This window comes from Acinetobacter sp. SH20PTE14, assembly GCF_021391555.1.
GTDB lineage: Bacteria > Pseudomonadota > Gammaproteobacteria > Pseudomonadales > Moraxellaceae > Acinetobacter > Acinetobacter amyesii.
The window spans coordinates 979,145-1,005,001 of the sequence record NZ_CP090067.1; the positions used below are offsets into that span (position 1 = coordinate 979,145).

General features: G+C 41.0%; 19 protein-coding genes and 2 tRNA genes. 11 read left to right on the forward strand and 10 right to left on the reverse strand.

Annotated features, from left to right (window positions below; translation table 11 throughout):
• Positions 1-84: 84 nt before the first annotated feature.
• The 3 genes from LXF01_RS04840 (at position 85) to LXF01_RS04850 (ending at position 5,416) form a co-directional block, all read left to right on the forward strand.
• Complete coding sequence (locus LXF01_RS04840; RefSeq protein ID WP_233945098.1) at positions 85-3,192, forward strand: multidrug efflux RND transporter permease subunit; 3,108 nt, start codon at positions 85-87, stop codon at positions 3,190-3,192.
• Positions 3,193-3,401: 209 nt separating this feature from the next.
• Positions 3,402-4,745: a magnesium transporter gene (gene mgtE / locus LXF01_RS04845; protein ID WP_180171255.1), complete on the forward strand. Its 1,344-nt coding sequence runs from the start codon at positions 3,402-3,404 to the stop codon at positions 4,743-4,745.
• Between the two features lie 80 nt (positions 4,746-4,825).
• Entirely contained in the window at positions 4,826-5,416 is a 591-nt protein-coding gene (locus LXF01_RS04850) for a DUF4112 domain-containing protein (protein ID WP_233945099.1), read from the forward strand.
• 161 nt (positions 5,417-5,577) lie between these two features.
• Here the strand turns inward: LXF01_RS04850 and htpX are convergent, their stop codons facing one another.
• Entirely contained in the window at positions 5,578-6,483 is a 906-nt protein-coding gene (gene htpX, locus LXF01_RS04855) for a protease HtpX (protein ID WP_078192146.1), read from the reverse strand.
• Positions 6,484-6,616: 133 nt separating this feature from the next.
• Positions 6,617-7,480 carry a lytic transglycosylase domain-containing protein gene (locus LXF01_RS04860; protein WP_180023271.1) on the reverse strand — a complete coding sequence of 288 codons (864 nt, stop codon included), beginning with the start codon at positions 7,478-7,480 and terminating at the stop codon, positions 6,617-6,619.
• 497 nt (positions 7,481-7,977) lie between these two features.
• Between LXF01_RS04860 and ttcA the strand changes: the two genes are divergently transcribed.
• A complete protein-coding gene (gene ttcA / locus LXF01_RS04865; protein ID WP_078192144.1) occupies positions 7,978-8,907 on the forward strand; it encodes a tRNA 2-thiocytidine(32) synthetase TtcA in 930 nt (309 codons plus the stop codon).
• A 222-nt stretch (positions 8,908-9,129) separates the two neighbouring features.
• The gene (locus LXF01_RS04870) at positions 9,130-9,513 is read left to right on the forward strand and encodes an SCP2 sterol-binding domain-containing protein (protein WP_078190434.1); all 384 of its coding nucleotides are present in this window, start codon (positions 9,130-9,132) and stop codon (positions 9,511-9,513) included.
• Between the two features lie 76 nt (positions 9,514-9,589).
• On the opposite strand, the gene LXF01_RS04875 is transcribed toward LXF01_RS04870, so the two are convergent.
• Positions 9,590-10,702 carry a transglycosylase SLT domain-containing protein gene (locus tag LXF01_RS04875; RefSeq protein ID WP_233945100.1) on the reverse strand — a complete coding sequence of 371 codons (1,113 nt, stop codon included), beginning with the start codon at positions 10,700-10,702 and terminating at the stop codon, positions 9,590-9,592.
• A gap of 365 nt (positions 10,703-11,067) precedes the next feature.
• On the opposite strand from LXF01_RS04875, the gene greB reads away from it, so the two are divergent.
• From greB to epmA, 6 genes are all read left to right on the forward strand, one after another.
• Entirely contained in the window at positions 11,068-11,565 is a 498-nt protein-coding gene (greB, locus tag LXF01_RS04880; RefSeq protein ID WP_180076767.1) for a transcription elongation factor GreB, read from the forward strand.
• 83 nt (positions 11,566-11,648) lie between these two features.
• Positions 11,649-11,738: transfer RNA gene (locus LXF01_RS04885), tRNA-Ser, on the forward strand.
• 231 nt (positions 11,739-11,969) lie between these two features.
• Positions 11,970-12,059: transfer RNA gene (locus LXF01_RS04890), tRNA-Ser, on the forward strand.
• 164 nt (positions 12,060-12,223) lie between these two features.
• Complete coding sequence (locus LXF01_RS04895) at positions 12,224-12,976, forward strand: class II aldolase/adducin family protein (protein ID WP_233945101.1); 753 nt, start codon at positions 12,224-12,226, stop codon at positions 12,974-12,976.
• A gap of 115 nt (positions 12,977-13,091) precedes the next feature.
• Positions 13,092-14,159, forward strand: coding sequence for a 4-phosphoerythronate dehydrogenase (locus tag LXF01_RS04900; protein ID WP_233945102.1), 1,068 nt, complete (start codon positions 13,092-13,094; stop codon positions 14,157-14,159).
• A 5-nt stretch (positions 14,160-14,164) separates the two neighbouring features.
• Positions 14,165-15,133 carry an EF-P lysine aminoacylase EpmA gene (gene epmA, locus LXF01_RS04905; protein WP_427988648.1) on the forward strand — a complete coding sequence of 323 codons (969 nt, stop codon included), beginning with the start codon at positions 14,165-14,167 and terminating at the stop codon, positions 15,131-15,133.
• A 275-nt stretch (positions 15,134-15,408) separates the two neighbouring features.
• Here epmA and LXF01_RS04910 read toward each other — a convergent pair whose 3' ends face one another.
• The 7 genes from LXF01_RS04910 to ahcY form a co-directional block, all read right to left on the reverse strand.
• On the reverse strand, positions 15,409-15,615 hold the full coding sequence (locus LXF01_RS04910) for a hypothetical protein (protein ID WP_233945104.1): 207 nt from the start codon (positions 15,613-15,615) through the stop codon (positions 15,409-15,411).
• 170 nt (positions 15,616-15,785) lie between these two features.
• Complete coding sequence (locus tag LXF01_RS04915) at positions 15,786-17,021, reverse strand: multifunctional CCA addition/repair protein (protein WP_233945105.1); 1,236 nt, start codon at positions 17,019-17,021, stop codon at positions 15,786-15,788.
• Between the two features lie 81 nt (positions 17,022-17,102).
• Positions 17,103-19,382: an NADP-dependent malic enzyme gene (locus LXF01_RS04920; RefSeq protein ID WP_078192090.1), complete on the reverse strand. Its 2,280-nt coding sequence runs from the start codon at positions 19,380-19,382 to the stop codon at positions 17,103-17,105.
• Positions 19,383-19,522: 140 nt separating this feature from the next.
• On the reverse strand, positions 19,523-22,399 hold the full coding sequence (locus LXF01_RS04925) for a bifunctional diguanylate cyclase/phosphodiesterase (RefSeq protein ID WP_233945106.1): 2,877 nt from the start codon (positions 22,397-22,399) through the stop codon (positions 19,523-19,525).
• 183 nt (positions 22,400-22,582) lie between these two features.
• Positions 22,583-23,296, reverse strand: a complete 714-nt coding sequence (locus LXF01_RS04930) for a 16S rRNA (uracil(1498)-N(3))-methyltransferase (protein WP_233945107.1) — start codon at positions 23,294-23,296, stop codon at positions 22,583-22,585.
• A gap of 32 nt (positions 23,297-23,328) precedes the next feature.
• Positions 23,329-24,165, reverse strand: coding sequence for a methylenetetrahydrofolate reductase [NAD(P)H] (gene metF / locus LXF01_RS04935; protein WP_180008362.1), 837 nt, complete (start codon positions 24,163-24,165; stop codon positions 23,329-23,331).
• 184 nt (positions 24,166-24,349) lie between these two features.
• A complete protein-coding gene (gene ahcY, locus LXF01_RS04940; protein ID WP_078192086.1) occupies positions 24,350-25,732 on the reverse strand; it encodes an adenosylhomocysteinase in 1,383 nt (460 codons plus the stop codon).
• Between the last annotated feature and the right edge of the window lie 125 nt (positions 25,733-25,857).

Genomic DNA, 25,857 nt, shown 5'->3' on the forward strand with positions numbered 1-25,857 from the left:
CAAGCACATTGTGATTGATTATCAATAAGATTTTTTGAAAAAATCAATCAACATATTTTATTAATTGAAAAGTGACATGGACTGATGCTGTCTAAGTTTTTTATTTATCGACCGATTTTTGCAGGTGTCTTGGCGATCATCATCATGGCGCTTGGGCTATTTGCTGTGCTCAATTTACCGGTAGAGCGCTATCCAGATATTGCACCACCACGAATTACGGTCAGTGCAAGTTATAGCGGTGCGTCAGCAGAAACAGTCGAGGAAAGTGTCACACAAGTTCTTGAGCAACAAATTAAAGGAATTGATCATCTTTTATATTTTAGTTCAAGCAGCGACTCTTCAGGTCGAAGCCGGATCAGCATCAGTTTTGAAAATGGCACTGACCCAGATACCGCTCAAGTACAAGTACAAAATGCCATAAATGGAGTAATCAATCGGCTGCCTGAAGATGTGCAGCGCCAAGGGGTAAATGTCTACAAATCTTTGGGTGATACCCATATGGTTATCGGCCTCTATGATGAGACTGGCAAGAGTTCGAATATCGAACTTGGTGACTATATGATGACTCATCTAGAACAGGACATTGCTCGAATTGAGGGTATTGGTGAAGTCGATGTTTTTGGTTCGCAATTTGCCATGCGCATTTGGCTCAACCCACTGAAGTTAAAGCAATATAGCCTTATGCCCAGTGATATCCGTGCGGCTGTTGAATCACAAAATACGCAGGTTGCAGCCGGCGCAGTTGGTGAATTGCCGAGTGTATCGGATCAATATCTCAATGCAAAAGTCACTTCAGGTTCACGTTTAAAGTCAGTTGAAGAATTTGAAAATATTATTGTCAAATCTGCACGAGACGGCAGTTTTGTCTATTTAAAAGACGTTGCACGTGTTGAATTGGGTGCGGAAAATTATTCAGGGGTGAATACCATTAACGGGTATCCATCTTCAGGGATGGGGATCTCATTGGCTTCTGGGGCAAATGCACTTGAAACCTCAGCCTTAATTAAGCAAGAAATTGAACAGTTAGCGAAGCAATTACCTGCCGGTTATAAAATTGTTTATCCACGGGATAACACGCCATTTGTACAAGAATCGATTAAAGAAGTGGTGAAAACATTATTCGAAGCCGTTTTATTGGTAGTTTTGGTGATGTTTATCTTCTTACAAAATTGGCGAGCAACGCTGATTCCTGCGATTACGGTGCCTGTGGTGATTCTTGGGACTTTAGCGATTTTATATGCTTTGGGCATGACCATTAATACGCTCACATTGTTTGCATTGGTACTGGCCATCGGTCTGTTGGTCGATGATGCGATTGTTGTGGTGGAAAACGTCGAACGTTTAATGCATGAACAACAGTTAACAGCAAAACAAGCGGCTATAGAGTCGATGCATGAAATTAGTGGGGCATTAATCGGGATTACTTTGGTATTAACCGCTGTATTTATTCCTATGGCGTTCTTTGGTGGCTCAACGGGCGTGATCTATAGACAATTTTCCATCACACTTGTGGCTGCCATGGGCTTGTCACTGATGGTTGCGCTGATTTTAACTCCTGCATTATGTGCCTTAATTTTAAAACCAAATCCGAAACCACAGCGCTGGGCGATTTGGTTTAATGCCAAATTAGAGATTTTAAAAACCAAATATCTAGCACTTGCACAAGCCACGGTTCGTTATCGCTTATGGACGGTGGTTTTGTTTGCGGGGCTCATTACGGTATTTGCTTTGTTTTATCGTGCTTTGCCGACCAGTTTTATTCCTAGTGAAGACCAAGGTATTTTGAGTGTGCAACTTAAATTACAAGAAGGTGCACCGATGTCGAAAAGTCGTGAGGTCGGTGAACAAATTCGGCAGTACTTTTTAACTGAAGAAAAGCAAAATGTTGATTTGGTGATGATTCGTTATGGACGAAATTTTTCTGGTACGGGTCAAAACTTAGGGCAAGGCTTTATTGCACTGAAGCATTGGGATGAACGTTCAGGACAACAAAATTCAGCGCAAGCGATTCGTGAACGTGCTATGAAACATTTTAAAAAATTTAACAATGCACAAATCAATGTCAGCATGCCGTCCTCTGTCAGTGGCCTTGGGCAAACCGATGGTCTGGAATTTTGGCTACGAGATATGAATGGTGAAGGCCGTGCTTATCTCGATGCGCAATTTAAAAGCTTGCAAGAAAAATCTTCACAATTCAGCAGTTTCGAAAATTTAGACAAACGCTCTAACCCAGACAAAGCTGAACTAAAAGTGGATATTGATCAAAAACAAGCAATGGCCTTGGGGTTAACTCAAAATGCGATTAATAGCACCATGAGTAGCGCATGGAGCGGTAGCTATATCAACGATTTTATCGACCGTGGGCGCATTAAACGCGTCATGATGCAGGCAGATGCCGAATTCCGTTCTAAACCAGAAGATTTAGCTTATTGGCATGTACGTAATGACCAAAATGAAATGATTCCATTTAGTAATTTTTCAACCATTGGTTGGAGTGGTGGTCCAGAAGTTGTTAACCGTTTCATGGGCTATACCGCATTACAAATGGAAGCGGATACAGCCAAAAATGTCTCAAGTGGACAAGCCATGCAGGATGTTAAAGCTTTAGTTGATCAAGTGCCGGGTGTGGACGTGGCATGGAGTGGGTTATCCTTTGAAGAGCAAAAATCAAGTCATCAAGCGTTTTGGCTATATTTAGTCTCGATTGGATTTATTTTCCTCTGTCTTGCTGCCCTATATGAAAGTTGGAGTATTCCAACTGCAGTCATGAGTGCGATTCCACTTGGGATAGGCGGTAATATTTTGTTTAGCTACATGGCCGGTTTTCCAAATGACATCTATTTCCAAATTGCTCTACTGACAACAATTGGTTTGTCCTGTAAAAACGCGATCTTGATTGTAGAGTTTGCAGCGATGGCACAAGAAAAAGGCAAACATGTAATCGAAGCTGCAATGGAAGGCGCAGCACTTCGTTTACGTCCTATTTTGATGACCTCTTTGGCTTTTGGTGCGGGAGTGGTTCCTTTAGTTCTTGCTTTTGGTGCAGGTGCAGCCAGTCGCCAAGAGATTGGGGTGAGCGTACTCGGTGGGGTAATATTCGGTACGGTTTTGGTGCTGATCTTTATTCCGTTTATGTATGTCATGGTTCGTTCCATTTTTAAAATCAAACCGGTGTCTGAGTCTATGAAATAACCGTTAGACAGTATTTAGTTCTACAGAAATCCACCGTTAAAGCTTGGATACTTGACGGTGGTTTTTTATTCTGGAGAATTTTTTAGCGGGGAAGAAATTCCACTGATAACTTTTAAAGATATAGAGATCATATTGAAGTGATTTGAAACTCTTCATTTTATCCTTCAAAATGTGTTTAACAAATAAAGATTAAAATTTGAGTGAGTTGAATGGCGGATTTAATACAAAGACAGCGTGATATTTCCGCTTTATTGCAACAACAAAATTATACAGAGGCCGTTGGTGTTTTACAGCCTCTGAACTATGCTGATCAGGCCCGTTTAATTCAGCAATTTCCAATTGAATATCAAATTGAGTTACTTTCAGGTTTAGCGCATCAAGGTTTGGTTTTTGAGTTTTTCCCTTTTGAGTCACAGCGACAGCTGATTTCGCGTTATCCACTGCGTCTACAAATTGAATTATTTGATGACATGCATTCTGATGATGCAACGGACTTATATAAAAGCTTAACATATGCAGAACAAGATCGAATTTACCAACAACTTGATCAAGATACACAAGAGCATTTAAAGGCGTTATCTGCTTATGCAGAAGAGTCTGCAGGCGCAATCATGAGCTCAGACTATGTCAGTATGCCTGCTGACTTTACCATGCAACAAGCCATAGAGGCCTTGCGCCATGAACCGCATGACCGTGAAACCCTGTATTTAATTTATGTCACCAATGATCAGTCTCAATTAAATGGGGTGATTTCACTGCGGCAAATTTTGCAAGCCGACCGTGATGCACGGATTCAAGAGGTGATGACCAAAGATGTAGTGACTGGTTGGATAGACGAAGACCAAGAAAGTATTGCACGTAAACTGGCTGAATATGATTTTATGGCCTTGCCGATTGTGGATCATGCCAAGCGTTTGATGGGGATTGTCACCTATGATGATGCGATGGATGTGGTACAGGCTGAAACTACCGAAGACTTTTTAAAAGCTAGTGCAGTGAGTACCGAACCAGGTATGAGCATTAAGAAAGCACCGATTTTAAAGTTGTATCAAAAGCGGGTGTTTTGGTTGGTGATATTGGTCTTTGGCAGTTTATTGTCCGGTTTAGGTATTTCCTATTATGAAGATATCATTGCCGCACATATCGTCTTGGTTTTTTTCTTACCCTTATTGGTCGGCAGTGGTGGAAATGCCGGCTCTCAATCTGCAACGCTGATGGTGCGTGCATTGGCAACGGGCGATGTACATTTTAGGGACTGGTTTTACTTGCTGGGACGTGAAAGTTTGGTTGCCCTGTGTCTGGGCGGAACCATGGCCATTGCTGTATCTATTTTAGGCTACTACCGTGGTGATGCAACCGTGGCCTTGGTCTTGGCACTGAGTATGATGGGTATCGTATTGCTCGGTTGTTTAATTGGCATGAGTTTGCCTTTCATACTCAATAAGTTAAAGTTCGATCCTGCAAGTGCTTCTGCACCCTTGGTAACCTCGATTTGTGATGCGACAGGCGTGGTGGTGTATTTGATGATTGCTTCACAATTGCTCAATTTATAGAGATTAGCATTTTGCTAGAGATTGAAGACTTCTAATATGTGTTAATCTCAGTGATTTACACGGTTTTTATTGGATAAAACATGACTGAACCATTAAAACAAAAAATGTCAAAGCAAGAAGTCATTCGTCTCGAACGCGATCTCGCAAAGTTTGCCAATATGATGGACTCCGTGGTTCGGATTCCATTTACTCGACAGGGGGTAGGTGCGGACGCAGCGTTGAGTACCATTCCCGTAGCTGGTGATATCGCAGGATTTGTCTTGACCTGTTATGCCGTCTATAAAGCCAAACAGATTGGCGTACCACAAGCCAAATTAAATGGTGTGATGAAACTCGCAGTTATAGATGCTGTCGTGGGGTTTATTCCTGTTGCAGGGACGATCTTTGATGTGTTTATTCGACCGAGCCGTAAAGCTTTAGATGTTGTACATACGCACATTCGTGAAGAATATCGAATCAGTACAGATCAACATGTGGTACATCCGTTTTTACATGAAAAATTAGAACAGAAACAACAGCAATCTGCTTTTTGGCGCAACCCTGTGGTTGCATGGATATGGATCCATATCCCAGATATACTCGGGATGATTTTCTTATTAGTCTTTATCTTTGCAATTTATATGGGTGGTTCATTGCTTTGGCAATGGTTAAAGGCCAATGGAGTATTGTAGATAGAAATGCCTTGTTGCTTGAACGCGATCACTGAGAGGCTATTCAATTGAAAGATCGTTCAACTGAAAGATTATTGATAAGACAGTAAATGTTTGGAAAAAATTAGACGTAAAAAAGCCTCCATAGGGAGGCTTTTTTACGACATATATTAGATGCTCGATTATGGGCAATCTAATTGTTGTAATGCCGCAACACGTTGTTCAATCGTTGGGTGTGTTTGGAACAAAGCAGCTAAACTGAAACCTTGTTCTTGACCCGCAGAAATTGCAAAGGCTTTCATTTCTTTTGGCATTTGATCTGGCATTTCAGATTCTGCTTGTAAACGTAACAGGGCAGAAATCATCGCTTGTTTACCTGCTAAACGCGCACCAGCTTCATCGGCACGGTATTCACGGTAGCGAGAGAACCACATCACAATGGCAGACGCTGCGATACCAAAAACAATATCTAATACAATCGTAATGACAAAATATGCGATACCCGGTGCTTCACCATCTTCACGACCAAAAACATTACGGTCAATGAAGTCACCTGCTACACGCGCAAAGAACATCACAAAGGCGTTGACTACACCTTGCACCAATGCAAGGGTTACCATATCACCATTGGCTACGTGACCAATTTCGTGAGCGAGTACGGCACGGAGCTCGTCTTTGTTCATACGCTCAAGTAGACCGGTAGAAACTGCTACTAAAGCATCATTTTTATTCCAGCCTGTTGCAAAGGCATTTGACTGGTACGATGGGAAAATACCCACTTCTGGCATTTTGATACCAGAACGTTGTGCTAGTTGCGCAACTTCGTTAAGTAACCATGCTTCAGCTTGGTTACGTGGTGCATTAGGGTCAATCAGCTCTGTACCCGTGGTTTTCTTCGCCATCCATTTTGACATGAATAGTGAGATCATTGAACCCACCATACCGAACACAAAACAGATTACGAGCAAGTTGCCTAAGTTTAAGCCGCCTGCACCATGGTAACTACCGACACCGAAGAGTGACAAGATTATGCCAGCTACAACCAGTACCGCGAGGTTGGTCAGCAAGAACAAACCAATCCGCATCATTGGGTAAATCCTCTTATTATAGAAAAATGATCTGATTTACAAATAAAAATCATTAAACTCAATATGAGGTGAAAGTCTTAAAATTTCAAGGAAAAATTAGTAAAACAGATGCAATTTTACAAAATCAGTGAATTTATTCATTGAAATAAATACGCGCTGAAGCAGACGCATTTGCTGTGGCAAATGAACCTGAAGGTGCGTCGGTAAAACTACCATTGTCTGTTTGAATAATTTGACGTGCCGATGATTTAGCAACCGTAGGGGCAGCAGCATGATAATTATCCGAACTGGCAATAATCCGACCACTATTTGAAGCGATATTGGAATTACTCGAACCTGATACACTTAAACTACCAGCATATAGGTTGTTGTAGCGGCTAGTGACACGGCGGACATAATCTTGTGTTTCGCGAAAAGGTGGGATACCACCATATTTTGCGACATTGCCTTCACCTGCGTTATAACCTGCTAAAGCAAGAGACGTATTGCCATTAAAACGTTTCAGTAGCCAAGATAAATATCGAGCACCAGCCATAATGTTCTGATGAGGATCATAAGCATTTGTTACATTGAAGCGACGTGCTGTGGCAGGCATGAGCTGCATTAAACCTTGAGCCCCAACAGGTGAACGAGCATTAGTGTTAAAGCCTGATTCGGTATGCATCACCGCTTTGATTAGACCTTCGGAAACACCATGTTGGGCCGCTGCTTGTTTAATAATATTGTCAAAGGCATTTTTATTCCTACTATAGCTGGGTAACACAGACGCTTCATTTGAGCCCCAGTTACTATAACTATGGATATTACTGTCCGGATAGTAGGTTTTTTTCTCAACTTTTAGATTGCTATAGCGGCCTTGTTTATTGGTCAGTAACGTTGTGCCATTACTTTCACGCAATTGATAAATCGTTTGGCCAGCAAAAATGTTTGGTGCTGCTAAACTGATAGCCACACTTCCACCTAATAACAGCCCCAAAGTCCAAGTAATGTTTTTCATTTTATTGTGAAGAAAAATTCTGTCCCCAAACAGTTAAAGAGAGTTTATCAAAAAAAAATTAGATGAAAAGGCTTCATAGACTGATTTCTTCTTTACTTTGTAAAAATCAAGTCATTTTGATGATTCAATAATCAAAAAAAATATTTATTTTTTTTTATTGAGCTTAACTTGACACACTTAAGTCATTGATAATTAAATTTTTATAAATTGATCAAAAAATGATCAATTTAAATAAAAGCCTTAAAATAAGGGCGGCTCACCTTGTCAAGTCATTTAGAATCCACAAAGTTATCCACAGCTTTTGTGGACAACTGTGGAAAAGTCCAAAAGATAAGCATTTGGGCTAAATAATGAACTGTACCGTATAGAATATTGCACTGAAGATTACGTGATCATGACAGTATTTCTACTTTTTTCGGAAATTACATTCTTTTGATGCGAGAAGTCTGCGAATCGGATAAAATTGCGCGGTATTTTTTTTTAGGTTTAACTCGTCTATGTTCTCGCCAGTTGAGTCCGAACAAGGATTTAATTTCAAACCAGAACTACCAACTAGCTCTGCGTATTATCGTTTATTGAAAAAGCTACGCCGTCAGGTCGGTCATGCCATTCGTGATTTTAAAATGATCGAAGAGGGTGACAAAGTGATGGTCTGTATTTCAGGCGGTAAGGACAGTTATACCCTGCTCGACATTTTGTTGCAGTTTAAGCGTATTGCGCCGATTAATTTTGATGTGGTTGCGGTCAACCTTGACCAAAAACAGCCGGGTTTCCCTGAAGACGTATTGCCACGTTATTTAGAAGAAAACAAAATTCCGTATTACATCTTAGAAAAAGATACTTACAGCATTACCAAACGTTTAACACCAGAAGGTAAAACGTACTGCGCAGTGTGCTCGCGTCTACGTCGTGGTTCGTTATACGGCTTTGCTCAAGAAATTGGGGCGACGAAAGTGGCTTTAGGTCATCACCGTGATGATATTTTGGCGACGTTCTTTTTGAACTTGTTCCATGGCGGCAGCTTAAAAGCCATGCCACCGAAATTATTGTCTTCTGACAAAAAGAACATTTTGATTCGTCCACTGGCTTATGTGGAAGAAAAAGACATTATCAAATATGCAGAAATGCGTAAGTTCCCAATTATCCCATGTAATTTGTGTGGTTCTCAGGAAAACTTACAACGTGCGATGCTAAATGACATGCTGCGTACTTGGGATAAAGAATTTCCAAAACGTTTACACAGTATTTTTGGTGCTTTGCAAAATGTTTCGCCCTCACAACTGGCTGACCGTGAGTTATTCGACTTTGAAGCCCTAGATGAACAACGCGAATTTGACTTTAAAAATAGCGAAAGTTGTTCAACTGAAGAAGGTGAGTCAGAAAGCAAACGCATTAATATGGTGAACTTAGGGTTTATGGCAGATTAAGTGGAAAACCTCATCACGCAAAAGGCATTCTACGGAATGCCTTTTTTATGCTTATGATTTTTCTCATTTTGTTATTAAACAGTTAAATATTGAACGGTGCGTACAAAAAACTTTAGCCTTTTAACAAATGATCATGCTATAACAAACCTCAAGCAAAATATGCTTGCACTGATGTTGTCCGGAACGGCAACACACACGAACAAAATAAATTGAGGAAAGATCATGCCTGCTTTTTTAACTGATGATTGGTTTTCAACTGTAGAAACTCTGACAGCTCAAGCTGGTGATTTAAACTTACCACCTGCATTGGCTAATCTTGCAATTAACCTTGTGGTTGCTGACGCTGCAGGCAATACTGAATTGTCATTAGACGGTGGTGCAATTAAAAAAGGTTTATCTTCAAACGCGAAAACAACTTTGAACATGGATGCTGAAACTTTACGTAAAGTATTCCTTGAATTTGATATGGCTGCAGCGATGCAAGCGTTTATGACGGGCAAAATAAAAGTACAAGGTGATATGTCACAATTGATGGCATTGCAAACAGCAAAACCAAGTACTGAGCAAAAAGATTTATTCAAAAAAGTACTTGAGCAAACTGCTTAAGTCTAAAACGAAAAAAGCTTACCCGAAGGTAAGCTTTTTTTTGTGCGCTCACATGTAAATGTTAGGTGGACGCATATTAGATATTCACCAGTTGAGGTGTGGTTTTAATATGTTCCAAATAAGCACGAATACGCGTGACATATTGCACAGCTTGACGATAACGACCATTGCTGGCCTTGTTACGGTCTAGATAAGCATATAAATTCACCCACTTATTCGGGTTTTTACCCTGAGATTGGATGCGCTTTTGAATCTGACTTACAGCACCAGGACCCATGTTATAAGCCACTAAGGCATACCAATTACGATCAGGGTACGGAATGTTACTATAACGGTTTAGCATTTGGTCATAGTACTTTGCACCACCTTGAATGCTTTGAGTCGCATCTGTACGGTTGCTCACACCCATGGCTTTTGCTGTACTGTTGGTCAGCATCATAATGCCACGAACACCCGTTGGGGATACCGAGTCAGGTTTGAGGTAAGACTCTTGATAACCAATCGCTGCCAATAAATGCCAGTCTAGATCGTATTGCTTGGCCGTGTTTTTAAAACTTGCCTTATAGATCGGCATACGTTTACTTAAATCACGTTGAATCACATTCCAAGAATCTTGTTTGACCACATTACGGTTGTAGAATGATGCCAACTGTCCAATTGCGCCATTTTGTTTGGCACGGCAAATAAAACCACTCGCGGTTTGGCTTAATGGATCATCTGCATTTTTAAATACCCAGTTTAAGTTGCTGTTTAAACCATTCTTTTTCAAAGAAAGGGTATCACCACAACTGGCTGAAAATGACGTCAAATGCTTGGCTTCAATGGTACTCATTTCGGCAGTGGTCATAGCAAAATTGGCTTGACCTTTGGCAACCATTTTTAAAGCAGTGGCATTGTCATTCACTGTTTTAAAATCTAATTGGACATTTAAACTTTCTGCATAGTTACGTGCAAGGTCGTAACCAAAACCATGTCGATGTTTACCATCCTGAAAAACAATGGCAGGATTGGCAACTGCAACAACAGTGAGTTTATTACTGTTGACGACAGCATCATATTGATGTGCTGTTTTGCTGGCATTAATACTGTGAAAAGGAATTAAGATAGTACTAAGTGCAAGCGCTTTAAATGGGAGAGAGTTAAAAGAGTTAAGGCAAAGCCTCGACCCAGAAGTTGAACTACTGTGCATGTTGTCTCCGCTACAAGTAATTTATGCCCTAAAAAGCAAAGGCAAACAGGCCTCAGACTTTTTCAAGTTTGATAAATTCAATAAGGGTTGGGCAGTCATGACGTCATTCAAAAATGACTAGGGGGTTTCGGGAAATATGTAGAAAATCTACACTGGATAAAAATTAAACAAGCCTAAAAGATGTGCGCATAATAATGAGCAAAAAAATACTTGTCAAATTTTGTACGAAAAAATATTAAAATATGTAACATAAACAATTGATTTTGTTTGGGAATAAATTTTATATACTTTGCCTGTGTAGAAATGGAGGATAAAATAGGCATGTTTTGTAAAAATCAGCACTTGCTCAAGGCCTAAAAATCATCATGAAATCTAACTTAATTACCCGTGGTGGACACGATTTATTGGTCGCTGAACTTCAACATTTATGGCATGAAGAGCGACCTGAAATTACCAAAAAAGTGAACTGGGCGGCTAGTCTTGGAGATCGTTCGGAAAACGCGGATTATCAATATAATAAGCAATTGTTACGCAAAATTGATCGACGTGTACGCTACTTGGGAAAACGTTTGGAAGAGCTTCGTATTATCGATTACTCACCCGAACAAAAAGGGAAAGTTTATTTTGGGGCATGGGTTGATATTGAAAATGAAGACGGCGAACACAAAACGCTAAGAATCGTTGGGGTGGATGAAATCTATGATCATCATCCGCAGCATATCTCAATTGATTCACCTATGGCTAGAGCACTCTTGTCGAAGCAAGTGGATGATGAGGTCGAAGTGCTGACCCCGCTGGGGAAAAAATGTTGGTATATCAATTCAATTCGTTATGAAATGGGCGAAAGCACTGAAAAACAATAAACTGCTTTTATTTTGTTCAATTGGACGTGTTTTTTACAAAATAATTTGCCATTGCTGAATTTTATTTATATGATGGCGGCCATGGAAGCGTGGCAGAGCGGTTTAATGCACCGGTCTTGAAAACCGACGAGGGCGCGAGTCCTCCGTGAGTTCGAATCTCACCGCTTCCGCCATATTCAAAAAACCCTGATGTTTTTTAGCATCAGGGTTTTTTTATGTGTGTAAATCTAGGCAATGCAATTAGTTTTGATCTTAATTCAATACATATTGATTCAGCTTCTATTTTTCTGACCTAAACCAAAATTTTACAATCGACTAAATTTTGTATGAACGATTCGTCAAGTAGTCAAAATAAGGCAAAATAATTTGCCAATCTGAATTTTTATTTATATGATAGCGGCCATGGAAGCGTGGCAGAGCGGTTTAATGCACCGGTCTTGAAAACCGACGAGGGCGCGAGTCCTCCGTGAGTTCGAATCTCACCGCTTCCGCCAAATTCAAAAACCCCAATGTTTTACATTGGGGTTTTTTTATTGCCTAAATTTTTTGAATGATTTTTTCGACAGGCGAACTGATATACAGCATGGATATGACGTGCTATTAATTATTCACAATAAACAGAAAACATAATTAATCGATTTAGAAAAGGAATTCATCCATGCAAAAACCAGAGCTTATTCATGAACTGGAATGGCAAGCGCGTTGTCAATTGGCGGCACTGTATCGCTTGGTGGCTTATTATAAAATGACCGACTTAATTGATACCCATATCAGCCTGCGTTTAGGTCATGAACCTGAGCATTTTTTGATTAATCGCTATGGTGTGACCTTTGACAAAATGACGGCTTCGGATTTGGTCAAAATTGATCATGAAGGTAAAATTGTTGAAGCCTATGATGCAGGGAAGATGGTGAATGTCGCAGGCTTTGTGATTCATTCGGCCTTACATCATGCACGTGCAAATATTAATTGTGTGATTCATACGCATACTGCCGATGGCGTGGCCGTTTCTGCACAGGAACATGGTTTATTACCAATTTCACAACACGCGTTAAAGTTCTATCAGAACATTGCTTATCATGAATATGAAGGTATTGCCTTTTCAACTGAAGAGCGTGAAAGACTGGTACAAGATATGGGCCATTATCGCTGCATGATTTTACGCAATCACGGCTTGCTTGCGACTGGAGATAGTGTGGCACGGGCATTTCATGAAATTTACTTTTTAGAACGGGCTTGTCAAATTCAAGTAAAAGCGTTGTCGAGTGCTACATTGCATTATCCGAGTCCGAAGGTTTGTGAACATACGTTGCAGCAGTTTGAAAATCCGATGGCCGAGCCCATTATTCAAGCGGCTTGGCAGGCGGCCTTGTCTTTAATTGAAGATCAGCAGTCAGATTATTGTCGCTAATATAATTTTCTATCATCTAGCTTATAAAAAAATGGCGCTATGCTTTATGTGCAGAAGAATAGTCATGGCATGAGCAACGCGTTATCATGTTCGTAGTGGAATTATGAGATGAACTATGAAAATCGTTGCAGATGAAAATCTGGCATTTACTGAGTATTTTTTTACCGAATTTGGTGAAATAAAGCAAGCGGCAGGTCGAACATTGACCCATGCAGATGTCAAAGATGCCGATGCATTATTGGTGCGATCGGTGACTCAGGTAAATGCAGAGTTAATTCAACAGACCGCACTCAAATTTGTCGGTAGTGCTACGATTGGAACAGATCATTTAGATATTAATGCTCTAGAAAAGCAGGGCATTGCTTGGTCAAATGCCACAGGTTGTAATGCACAAGCGGTTGCTGAATATGTGATTACTGCATTGCTCTTCGTTAAACCTGAATTATTGAATGCAAATGAACAATTTACCTTGGGTATCGTTGGTTTAGGTAATGTCGGTTCACGTTTGGCTGTCATGGCAGAATTATTCGGTTGGAATGTCATTGGCTATGATCCATTTGTGCAATCTGATCAGGTGAAACAAGTTGAATTTGCAGAACTGTTAAAAAATGCAGATGCGATTAGTATCCATGTGCCACTAACTAAAGTGGGGGAATATCCAACCTGTCATTTAATTAATGCTGCTGCACTTGCCGCTATGAAGCCTTCAGCGATTTTGATTAATTCCGCGCGTGGGCCAGTGGTCGAAGAAGCTGCCTTAATTGCCGATATTCAACAGACTCAGCGTAAAGTGGTCTTAGATGTTTTTGAACATGAGCCAGAGATTTCAGCAGCGTTGTTAGATTTAATTTACGTGGTGACACCGCATATTGCCGGCTATAGCTTGGAAGGTAAAGCACGTGGCACACAGATGATCTATGAAGCATTCTGTCAAACTTTCAATCAAGCTATAAATAAAGCCTTTGAAAGTCAGTTGCCCGTATGTGAGCAGTATTTTACTGGTGCTGACTTTAAGATGGTATTACAGCGATACTTAAAAGATATTTATGACATCGCTCGTGATGATGCCAACTTACGTGCTTGCCTAAAAGACGGCAAGGTGGATCAAAAAGCCTTTGATTATTTACGTAAAACCTATCCTTTACGCCGTGAATGGGCTGCACATGGAGGCCCAGCAGCATGAGTCAAATGAACTTTCAGCCGAGTTGTGAACTCACTGCACTTCGTGCACGTGCCACGATGTATGCTCAAATTCGCCAGTTTTTTGCTGCACGTGATGTGCTTGAAGTGGAAACACCTGTGCTTTCACAAGCGGGTGTCACCGATGTGCATTTAGCATCGGTACAAGCTCAGCGTCATGTGAATGGTCAAAAGCAAACGCATTATTTGCAAACTTCACCTGAATTTGCCATGAAGCGTCTGTTGGCAAGTGGCAGTGGGCCTATCTACCAAATCTGTAAAGTTTTCCGTGATGATGAACATGGACGTAAACACAACAGTGAATTCACCATGTTGGAATGGTACCGTCCGGGTTTTAGCTTAAAAGACTTGATGTTTGAAGTGACGGATTTATTGAATGAAACCTTGAAACAACGCTTTGGTGAAATTCGTCCGACTATTTTGAGCTATAAGCATGCCTTTATGGATCGTTTGGATTTGAACCCGTTACAAGCTTCTTTACAAGATCTAAAAGATTGCTGTCGTCGTGTGGGGCTAAGCTTAGATTTGGGTGAAGACCGTTTAGGCTATATCGATTTATTGTTTTCGCATTATGTTGAGCCGAGCCTCGGTTTTGATACGCCAGTGTTCCTTACAGATTTTCCACCTGAAATGGCTTCTTTGGCGAAAACCCGTGTGGACGAAGATGGGGAGTTGGTTGCAGCACGATTTGAGCTGTATATCGAAGGTTTAGAGTTAGCGAATGCTTATGATGAACTGATTGATGCGGATGTTTTACGCAGTCGTTTTGAGGCAGATAATGCAGAGCGCGCTAAACTTGGGTTGCATGTGATGCCGATTGATGAATATTTGCTTGCTGCATTACCGCATATGAGTGAGTGTGCAGGTATAGCTTTAGGCATTGATCGATTACTAATGGTGGCAACGAATCAGTTAAAACTTGAAAAAGTCATTAGTTTCCCAGCCGATATTTCTTAAAAAATGTCCTCCGGATCGGCTGATGGTAAAATTGGCCGATCAATTTAAATATTTAGTAAAATCCAAACCATATAGGCTTCAAACCCTAAATTATGATAATAGGAATGTGCGGCATATCGTTCTGAACGATTCCCACTATTGAGTAAAATACGTTTTAGATCTTATCGCCGTGCGCTTTGCTCAATGGCTTGCATGAACCATCGCCTTAAACCTTGATCGCGATAACTCACATCAATGACAAAAGCCTAAATCCGAATTATTCATTCCTCAAACTCCTAACTGTATTGTTGGATAAAATCTGCATAATCAATGACGCGGTCATTAGCCGCTATCACTAAGGTTTGATAGTACTTATTCAAATGAATCAACTGCCAATGCTGTTGGAGTCGCTCTAGTGGTATTTCATAACCCAATTGAAGTGTAAGTTGATGAATATTTATGAGATTTTCTTGGAGTTGTGGTGGGCGAATTTGGGGATGCATATTGTCAGCTCGATGGTTTTCCTTAGAGCATAGATGAATGAGCCTTGATGTGAGTGCAGATATTTTTCAAAGCATATCTATATCTGAAAGGGCAAGGTGAAATATTGCAAAAGTTAAAGTTTTAAGAATATAGAAAAGGTAAATTAAAAAAGCACCCGAAGGTGCTCTAATTAAGCTTCGACTGCATATTGACTGGCTTTAAGTGCAGCAATGGCTTGAATACGTCGTTCAATCAACATTTCACCAATATCCGGCCCGGATACATCAGGTGGAAGGTCGGCAGCTTTAATATTACGAACCACTTGCATGGCATCTAAAACGTATTGAGCTTGTGGATAGGCGCGATCCTCTAAACCTAAACGACCACGTGAATCACATTCACAGGCTTGTACAAAGGCCTCTACGCGTTCAGGACGGCGTAGCACATCCATACGTTGTAACAGGCGCCACAAGGTACCCGGTTTTAAACTCAAGGCTTGATGGCATTTTAAATGTTCTTTACAGACTGAGATAGCCAATTGTTTGGTATTGGTGGGAACACGCATACGGTCACAGACATCAGTAACTGGTTTTACACCACGCTCTTCATGCATGATATGGCGCGGTAACTCATCTACTGGAGTAAGTGCTTTGCCTAAGTCGTGTACCAGTACAGCAAAACGAACATCCAAAGAATAATTTGCACGACACGCTTGTTGTAGCGACATCATGGTATGAATGCCACAGTCTATTTCAGGATGATATTCAGGACGCTGTGGAATACCGTATAACGCATCAATTTCAGGGAACAAGACTTTTAAAGCGCCACAGGCTCTTAATACCTCAAAATATTCATCTGCGTGGTCTTCCATTAAGGCACGAGACGTTTCCTTCCATACACGTTCAGGTGTAAGGGTTTCAAGCTCACCCGATTGAGCAAGCTCTTGCATCAGTTCCAGTGTTTCATCAGCCACTTTAAAACCTAAAGCTTTATAACGTGCCGCAAAACGTGCAATACGCAAAACCCTTAATGGATCTTCGACGAAGGCATTAGACACATGACGAAGGATGCGGCGCTCTAAATCTTGTTGACCATGGTAGGGATCATAAATTTGGCCAGCATCATCCATAGCAATCGCATTGATCGTGAGGTCACGTCGAATGAGATCTTGTTCGAGTGTGACATTGACGTCGGTATAAAATTCAAAGCCATGATACCCATGTCCAGACTTACGTTCTGTACGGGCTAAGGCATATTCGTCTTTGGTCTCTGGATGAAGAAAAACAGGGAAATCTTTACCCACAGGTTGATAACCTTGAGCAAGTAATTGTTCCGGCGTTGCACCGACAACGACATAATCTTTTTCGTGATAGGGGTGCCCGAGCAAGTGATCTCGAACTGCACCGCCTACTAAATAAACTTGCATGAAAAAACCTCTATTCTTAGAGCAATCATGCTACAGAACAGAGGTTTTCTCAAGTCACAAAGTGTGTTCAGGTCAACTAAATTAGAGTGCTAGTTTTTCGTTTTCTTGAATCTCTGCAACTGTTAATGCAGTCATATTCACTAAACGGCGAGTTGTCGCTGTTGGTGTTAAAATATGAACAGGTTTTGCAGCACCCAAAAGAATTGGGCCAATCGTCACGTTACTGCCAGATGTTGATTTCAGCAAGTTGAACGAAATGTTCGCTGCATCCAGATTAGGCATAATCAGCAAGTTTGCAGAACCTTTAAAACGTGAGTTCGGGTATGCGAAATGACGAATATTTTCATCCAGTGCGGCATCACCATGCATTTCACCTTCAACTTCAAGTTCTGGTGCAATTTCTGACAAAATATCATAAACCTTCCGCATTTTTTGTGCGCTAGGATCATTTTGGTCAGAACCGAAACTTGAGTGAGAAAGCAATGCTACACGCGGTGTAATACCAAAACGGCGTACTTCTTCAGCCGCTAAAATAGTCATTTCAGCAAGTTGTTCAGCTGTTGGATTACGGTTAATGTAAGTATCAGCAATAAACAAGTTACGATCTTCAAGCATCAATGCATTCAGCGTGAAGAAGTTATTGCGGCCTTCTTTTAGTCCAATCACATTGCTGACAAAGTCTAAGTGAATGTCATAGCTAGAATAAGTACCACATAACATACCGTCAGCTACACCATGACGAACCAGCATTGCCGCGATAAGTGTTGAGCGACGACGTGCTTCACGCTGAGCGTATTCAGGCGTTACACCTTTACGCTGCATGATGCTGTAGTAATCATCTGCAAACTTATCGTAATCAGGATTTTTCTCTTGATCGACGATAGTGATGTTCACGCCGTCTTCAAGGCGAAGGCCTAATTTCTTGATGTTTGCTTCAATGACTGCAGGACGACCGACAAGAATTGGTTTTGCCAAACCTTCATCAACAGCAATTTGTACTGCGCGAAGTACACGTAAATCTTCACCTTCAGCATAGGCAATGCGTTTTGGATCAGTTTTTGCTTGCGCAAAAATTGGTTTCATCATGAATGCAGAGTTATAAACAAACTCAGACAAACGTTGACGATACGCAGAGAAGTCTTGAATTGGACGAGTTGCAACACCTGAATCCATTGCTGCTTGTGCAATTGCGGGTGCAATCTCAAGAATCAAACGTTGATCTAATGGGCGCGGAATGAGGTAATCACGACCAAATGAAGCAGATTTTTCACCATACGATGCAGCGTCTGCTTCAACATGCGCCATGCGAGCAATCGCATGCACACAAGCGATCTTCATCTCTTCATTAATTGTTGTAGCACCAACATCGAGTGCACCACGGAAGATATAAGGGAAGCAAAGCGCATTGTTCACTTGGTTTGGATAGTCTGAACGACCAGTTGCCATAATCACGTCTGGACGTGCTTCATGTGCGTGTTCAGGAAGAATTTCAGGGTCAGGGTTAGCAAGGGCAAAGATGATCGGATCTTTCGCCATGACTTTAACCATTTCTTTGGTCAAAATACCTGCTGCAGAAAGACCAAGGAACATGTCCGCACCTTCCATTACATCAGCAAGCTGAGAGCCTTCGATGTCTTGAACGTATGCCTTTTTCGACTCATCCAAGCCTTCACGTTTAGTCGTCAATAAACCGCGTGAATCTGCCACAACGATGTTTTCTTTTTTCACGCCAAGTGCGCAAAGTAAGTTCAAACATGAAAGGGCAGCAGCACCTGCGCCAGAAGCGACAATTTTGATTTCTTCAATTTTTTTGCCATTGAGTTGAAGTGCATTCAGTAATGCCGAACCCACAATGATCGATGTACCGTGTTGGTCATCATGGAACACAGGAATATTCATGCGTTCACGAAGTTTTTGCTCGATGTAGAAACACTCTGGGGCCTTGATGTCTTCAAGGTTGATACCACCGAAAGTTGGTTCTAATGCTGCAACGATATCTACGATTTTGTCTGGATCGTTTTCAGCAATTTCAATGTCAAAAACATCAACACCAGCGAATTTTTTGAATAGAACGCCTTTACCTTCCATAACAGGTTTTGACGCTAAAGGACCAATGTTACCTAAGCCCAGTACGGCTGTACCGTTACTGACTACAGCAACAAGATTACCGCGCGCTGTGTAAAGTGCAGCAGTAGATGGGTCGCGTTCAATTTCTAAACAAGGTGCAGCGACACCTGGCGAGTATGCGAGGGCTAAATCGTGTTGGTTGACCAATTGTTTGCTTGGTGTAACGCTGATTTTCCCCGGAGTTGGAAATTCGTGATAATACAAAGCCTGCTGTTTTAAAGATTGATCGTCCATCTGTATCTCGATTGTGTTTTGTTTATCCAATATAAAGCTGCAATGCTTGCTTTATCCGCTTGAATATAACATTAGTTGCACAGTTGGGACAGTCGAAGTCGCGTCTTTTTCAGACAATCTTATAGCTCAGGCATAGTGACTTATATTAAGTAAGTATAAGCAGGCGAAGAGATATTATTTTCAAGGAACACGGTTGCCTCTTCTTGTGGCAATGGTTTAGAGAAAAAATAGCCTTGAGCAATGTCACATTCTAAGTCTTGTAGATACTGTAACTGCTGTTCAGTTTCAATCCCTTCAGCGACTACCGTCATGCCCATCGCTTTACCCATGGCAATCATGGCACTAACGATGGCCAATTGTTTATTTTCACCAATTTTAGAGATAAAACTGCGGTCTATTTTTAAGATATCAATTGGAAAATCAGCTAGATAGGATAGAGAAGAATAGCCCGTACCAAAGTCATCAAGTGAAATATTGATCTTACGTTTTTTTATTTCATTTAACAGTTCACGTACTGAATCTAGATTTTCGACCAAAGAAGATTCTGTAATTTCTAGTTCCAGACTGGCACCATCAATTTGATTGGCATCTATCGCTTCATCTAGATCATTTAATAATTGTCCACGGCGCAGTTGCTGCGCAACAATATTGACGGATACACAAATATTTTGATAACCCAAATTGTTCCAAAAACGAATTTGCTGTGCAGTTTTTTGCAAGACAAAACGCCCGATATCCGAAATTAAACTGGTTTGTTCTGCTAAAGGAATAAATAAGCCTGGTGGTATTAAGCCTTTTTCAGGGTGATTCCAACGCACCAAGGCTTCAAAACCATAAATATTTTTATCACGGAAATTGATCTTCGGTTGGTAATACACCACCAGCTCATTATTTTGAATGGCTTTACGCAAGTCGCGTTCCAAGAAGATTCCTTGCTCTAATAATGCGGTATTTTCATTGGAATAATAACGAGTGGTGTTGCCACCCAAATTTTTTGCTTCGCTCAGCGCTTGTTCTGCGCAATTATTTAGATAATCTAGCTGACGGCCATGCTCAGGGTAGAACGCGACGCCCATCGATAAAGTGATGACATGATCTTGGCCAAAAATATTAAATGGAATGCTAAAGGCTTTATTGATGCGTTCACAATGCTCTTGCACAGAAGGGCGGATGTGTGAAATTTCATACACAATCGCAAAATCATCGCCATTTAAGTGTGCAACAAAAAGAGCTTCGGCATTGGTCAGACGCAAACGCTGTGCGACTTGGCGTAACAGTTCGTCACCACCATTGTTGCTGAGATATTCATTTAATGGGCGGAAACGGTCGATGTTTAAACGAATGACAGCCAACTGTTTAATCGAATCTTGCTGTGAAACTAAATATTGATGCAGTTGATAGTTGTAATAAAAACGGTTCGGTAAATCCGTTAAGGTGTCATAATTTTCTAAATAAGATAAACGTTGTTCTTGCAATTTACGTTCGGTCAGGTCTGAGACAATCCCGATATAATGTGTGACGCGGTTTTGATCATCAGTAATAGCATTAATATGCATCCACAGCGTCAGTTCTTTACCTGAAAGAAATTTTTCGTGCAATTCACCATCATATTCACCAATTTTCAGCACTTGTTTAATGATCGAGTAGTGCATACTGCGTTGAATTGATTTGTAATTTGCTGTGATATCAAATAGATGTTTGCCAATAATTTGGTCGTAGTTAAATCCGGTCAATTGTTCGTAAAACGGATTGACTTCGATATAGCACAGCTCTTCATTTAAAATGAAAATCCCTTCAGCGGCTTGTTCGAGTACGCTGGCTGCAAGTTTTAAACGTTCTTGAGACGTCCGTTCCTGATGAATGTCACGACGAATACCGACCATGCGCAAGGGCTTACGGTTATCTGGATCGCGTTGAATGACGCGCCCAATGTCATGTACCCAACTCCATTTTCCTTGACTGTTTTGAATCCGATAGGTGGCCTCATAACGGTCTTTAAATCCACGTAGATGTTGAATCATCGCTGATTTAAAATGTGGGATATCATCAGGATGGATCACATGTTGTAACTGTTGCTGATGCTCTTTCGAATGTCTAAGGGTTTTTTCTTGCTTATAGTTGGTGACAACGATTTTACGGTCTTTGATATTCCAATCCCAAGGACGTAAACCGGCAATTTCATGCGCAAGGACTAAATTGGCTTGTTGGTTTTCTAAATCCTTGTTCATTTGTTCAATGTCGAAGGTCCGCTCTTTGACTTTCTGTTCAAGGATTTGGTTACCTAGCTGTAGTTGTAATTCGATGTCTCTTGATTTGTTGACTTCTTCTTGGAGCTGCTGACACAGTTCATCAGTCCATTTGACTTGTTGCTTGGCACTATCGACCAATAGGTTGTTTTTAGCATGTAAAGTCGATACACGACGATGAATGCGATATGACGTCATGGCGCACATTAGAATCACAATAAGCCCAAAATTAATACTCAGGCTAAATAAGTGATTTGAACCATCTAAGAAAAAAAACTGTGCAATCAGATAGGGCACAATAGATGGAATAAATGCCAAACAAAAATAATTGAGTTTTTGCGTTAAATAGGTCAAACCAAAGGTTTGTGTCACGATCAAGAGTAGGGCAGAGAGCGTCAGGGCTTGAATTGGTTCAAAGCTTTGATTGGTCGCAGGCAAATAATAAAAAATTAAAAAAATACCGCTCGCAATCAGTGTGCCGACAGAAAAACACTGAAATTGTAGCCAACGATGCGCAATCATCAGTGAATATTGTTCGGGTTTAAAATAAACGGTGCTCATCAGCCAGCATAAACTGACAAAAACTTCGGTAAAAATAAACCAAATATTGAAATACAAAGATGGCGATTTATAAAAAATTTGATATATCGAAAAAATATATAAGCAAATAATCAGAATACTGACTAAAAAATAGCGGCTATGGCGAATCGTGTTCGCAATTTGAGCAGTATGATTGTACTGCTTGATATATTCATCTTGTTTATACGTCATGAATATAAAAACCCTGCCTTAACTTAATCTAGATCGTTGTATTTGTATTGTTCCTGAGAGTATTTGTTTATTCTTGGTAACAAATCATTTGTTTTTATTGACTCTAGGGTAATTGCGTTACAAATAAAAAGCAATATCAAGGATGCCATCATTGATGCTTTCAGATGAACTATCGAGTAAAAATTAAATAAATTTATAATTTAAAATTGAAAGTGCAACTACAGGTGCAGTTTCTGTGCGAAGGACACGTTCACCGATACACCAGTTCACGAAACCTTTCTCATTTGCTGCGCTGATCTCTGCTTCGCTCAAGCCACCTTCAGGGCCAATCAGTAAGGCAACGTGCGGGTCAGCATCAGCTAATACATCAACTTCATCTTTATTGGGTGCGAGCACCAATTTTGTTGTCGGTAGGTCACTTTCCAACCATTTTTCAAGGGAAAGAGGCGGAAGTACTTTAGGAACAATGTTGAGTCCACACTGTTCGCAAGCAGCAATAGCGATGCCTTGCCAATGGTCAAGTTTCTTTTGATCACGATCGTACTTCAAACGCATCTCACAACGTTCTGAAGTGAGTAGTTGAATTTCAGAAACACCGAGTTCCACCGCTTTTTGAATCGCATAATCCATGCGGTCGCCTTTGCTCATCACTTGACCCAATAGTGTCGTAAAATGTGGTGTGCGATTGCTTGGATTGAATTGCAAAACTTGGACGGCAGCCGACTTTTTAGCGATTTCAACCAATTCAACATGGTATTCGCCACCTTGCCCATTGAACAAAGTGGCGGTTTCGCCCACTTGAGCACGTAAAACTTTTACCCAGTGATGAAACACTGTTTCCGTTAATTCAACAGTCTTATCAACAGTTAAATCAGCTTCAATATAAAAACGTGGCATTAAAGTTTTACTCTCAAAAAGGTCGAAATGTCTTATGCAAGACCAAGGTCTTTCACAAGTTGACGTGTAGGGTCAGTGGTGTTCATGGTGTAGAAGTGCAGGCTTGGCGCACCACCAGCAATCAGGCGTTCGCAAAGTTTTACAATCACTTCATGACCAAAGGCTTTGATTGACGCTGTATCGTCGCCATAAGTCGCAAGCTGTTTGCGAATCCAACGTGGAATTTCTGCACCTGTACCATCAGCAAAGCGAATTAAATTACTTGCATTGGTAATAGGCATGATGCCTGGAGCGACAGGAATGTTCACGCCTTCTTTTTGAATGCGCTCTACAAAGTAGAAGTAGGCATCTGGGTTAAAGAAGAACTGTGTCAAAGCTGCATTTGCGCCCGCATTGGCTTTATCGCAGAAACGTTTGATGTCGAGATCAAAACTGTCTGCTTGCGGGTGCATTTCTGGGTATGCTGCAACTTCAATTTTGAAATGATCACCAGTGTGCTCACGAATGAAACGTACCAAGTCCGTTGCATAAGGTAATTCGCCTAAACCCACCTGACCTGAAGGCAAGTCACCGCGAAGCGCAACAATACGGTCAATACCTTGTGATTTATATAAATCCAGCAATTCAGCAATACGTGCTTTGCTATCACCAATACAAGACAGGTGAGGGGCAACCGGTGTGCCTTTACCGTTGAAATCATTCAATGTAGACAAAGTGCGTTCACGGGTAGAACCGCCTGCACCATATGTTACAGAGAAAAATTCAGGATTTAATAATTGAAGTTCTTGGTGTACAACTTTAAGTTTTTCCGCGCCCGCATCAGTTTTGGTCGGGAAGAACTCAAAGGAAATAGGAATCTGTTTTGACATGTTCAAATCCTTTTTTATAAATACTTTTATTTAAAAAAATCCCCTCATCCTAACCTTCTCCCAGAGGGAGAAGGGACTTCCATTATGAAAGTAATAGTGATTTGGAGTTAACATCAAATTTGCTTTCACAATGAAGAGTTCCCTCTCCTTTTAGGAGAGGGTTAGGGAGAGGTATTTATAAAACTTAGTATTTATAAGCCTCAGCTTTGAACGGGCCTTCAACTTGAACACCGAGGTAATCCGCTTGTTCTTGAGTCAAAGTCGTTAATACGCCACCGAAACCTGCAACCATTGCAGCAGCAACTTCTTCGTCTAATTTCTTAGGAATAAGTTCTACGCGGATCGCAGCTTGTTTTTGATCTTCAGGAAGATCAGCAAATTTTTCAGCGAACAAGTGCATTTGCCCCAACACTTGGTTAGCAAAAGAACCATCCATAATACGTGAAGGGTGACCGGTTGCATTACCAAGGTTCACCAAACGGCCTTCTGAAAGAAGAATAAGGTAATCATTTTCATTTTCTGAACGATACACTTGGTGAACTTGTGGCTTAACTTCAACCCACTTATAACCACGTAAGTAATTTGTGTCGATTTCAGTATCGAAATGACCGATGTTACAAACTACAGCGCCAGCTTTTAATGAATCAAGCATTGCAGCGTCACATACGTGGTAGTTACCAGTTGTTGTTACGATCAAGTCAGTATTTTGAAGAAGATCAAGGTTGATGTCTTCTTTCTTACCCGTTTGAATGCCATTTTTATACGGAGCAACAACTTCGAAACCGTCCATGCATGCTTGCATTGCACAGATAGGGTCAACTTCAGTGACACGTACAATCATGCCTTCTTGACGAAGTGATTGAGCAGAACCTTTACCTACGTCACCATAACCGATTACAAGTGCACGGCGGCCAGATAAAAGCATATCTGTACCACGTTTGATGGCATCGTTTAGTGAATGACGGCAGCCGTATTTGTTGTCGTTTTTAGACTTAGTGACAGAGTCATTTACGTTAATCGCTGGAACTTTTAAAGTACCGTCGCGGTGCATTTCGTAAAGACGTTGAACACCTGTAGTGGTTTCTTCTGTAATACCGTGGATTTTAGCAATCACTTCAGGATATTTTTCGTGAACAAGCGCAGTTAAGTCACCGCCATCATCCAGAATCATGTTGGCATCCCAAGGTGTACCGTTCACATTGATTTGCTGTTCAAGACACCACATGTATTCTTCTTCAGTTTCGCCTTTCCAAGCAAATACAGGAATACCCGCAGCAGCGATTGCAGCAGCAGCGTGGTCTTGAGTAGAGAAGATGTTGCATGAAGTCCAGCGAACTTCTGCACCTAATTCAACTAGAGTTTCAATTAAAACTGCAGTTTGAATGGTCATGTGGATACAGCCAAGGATTTTCGCGCCAGCAAGCGGTTTAGCCGCTGCATAGCGTTTGCGAAGACCCATTAGGGCTGGCATTTCTGCTTCTGCGAGTTTGATTTCTTTACGGCCGTAGTCAGCTAGTGAAATATCGGCAACTTTGTAATCTGTAAATGAAGCATTAACCGCGTTCATCACGATCTCCTTAATAAAAACAATTGATCATTCAGTTCGCGGATGCCGTTGTTGATTGGAACGAGTGTCCAACCGAATCGTCGAGCCTAGCGATCTTATATTTAGTGCCTATAAGAAAGTCGCAG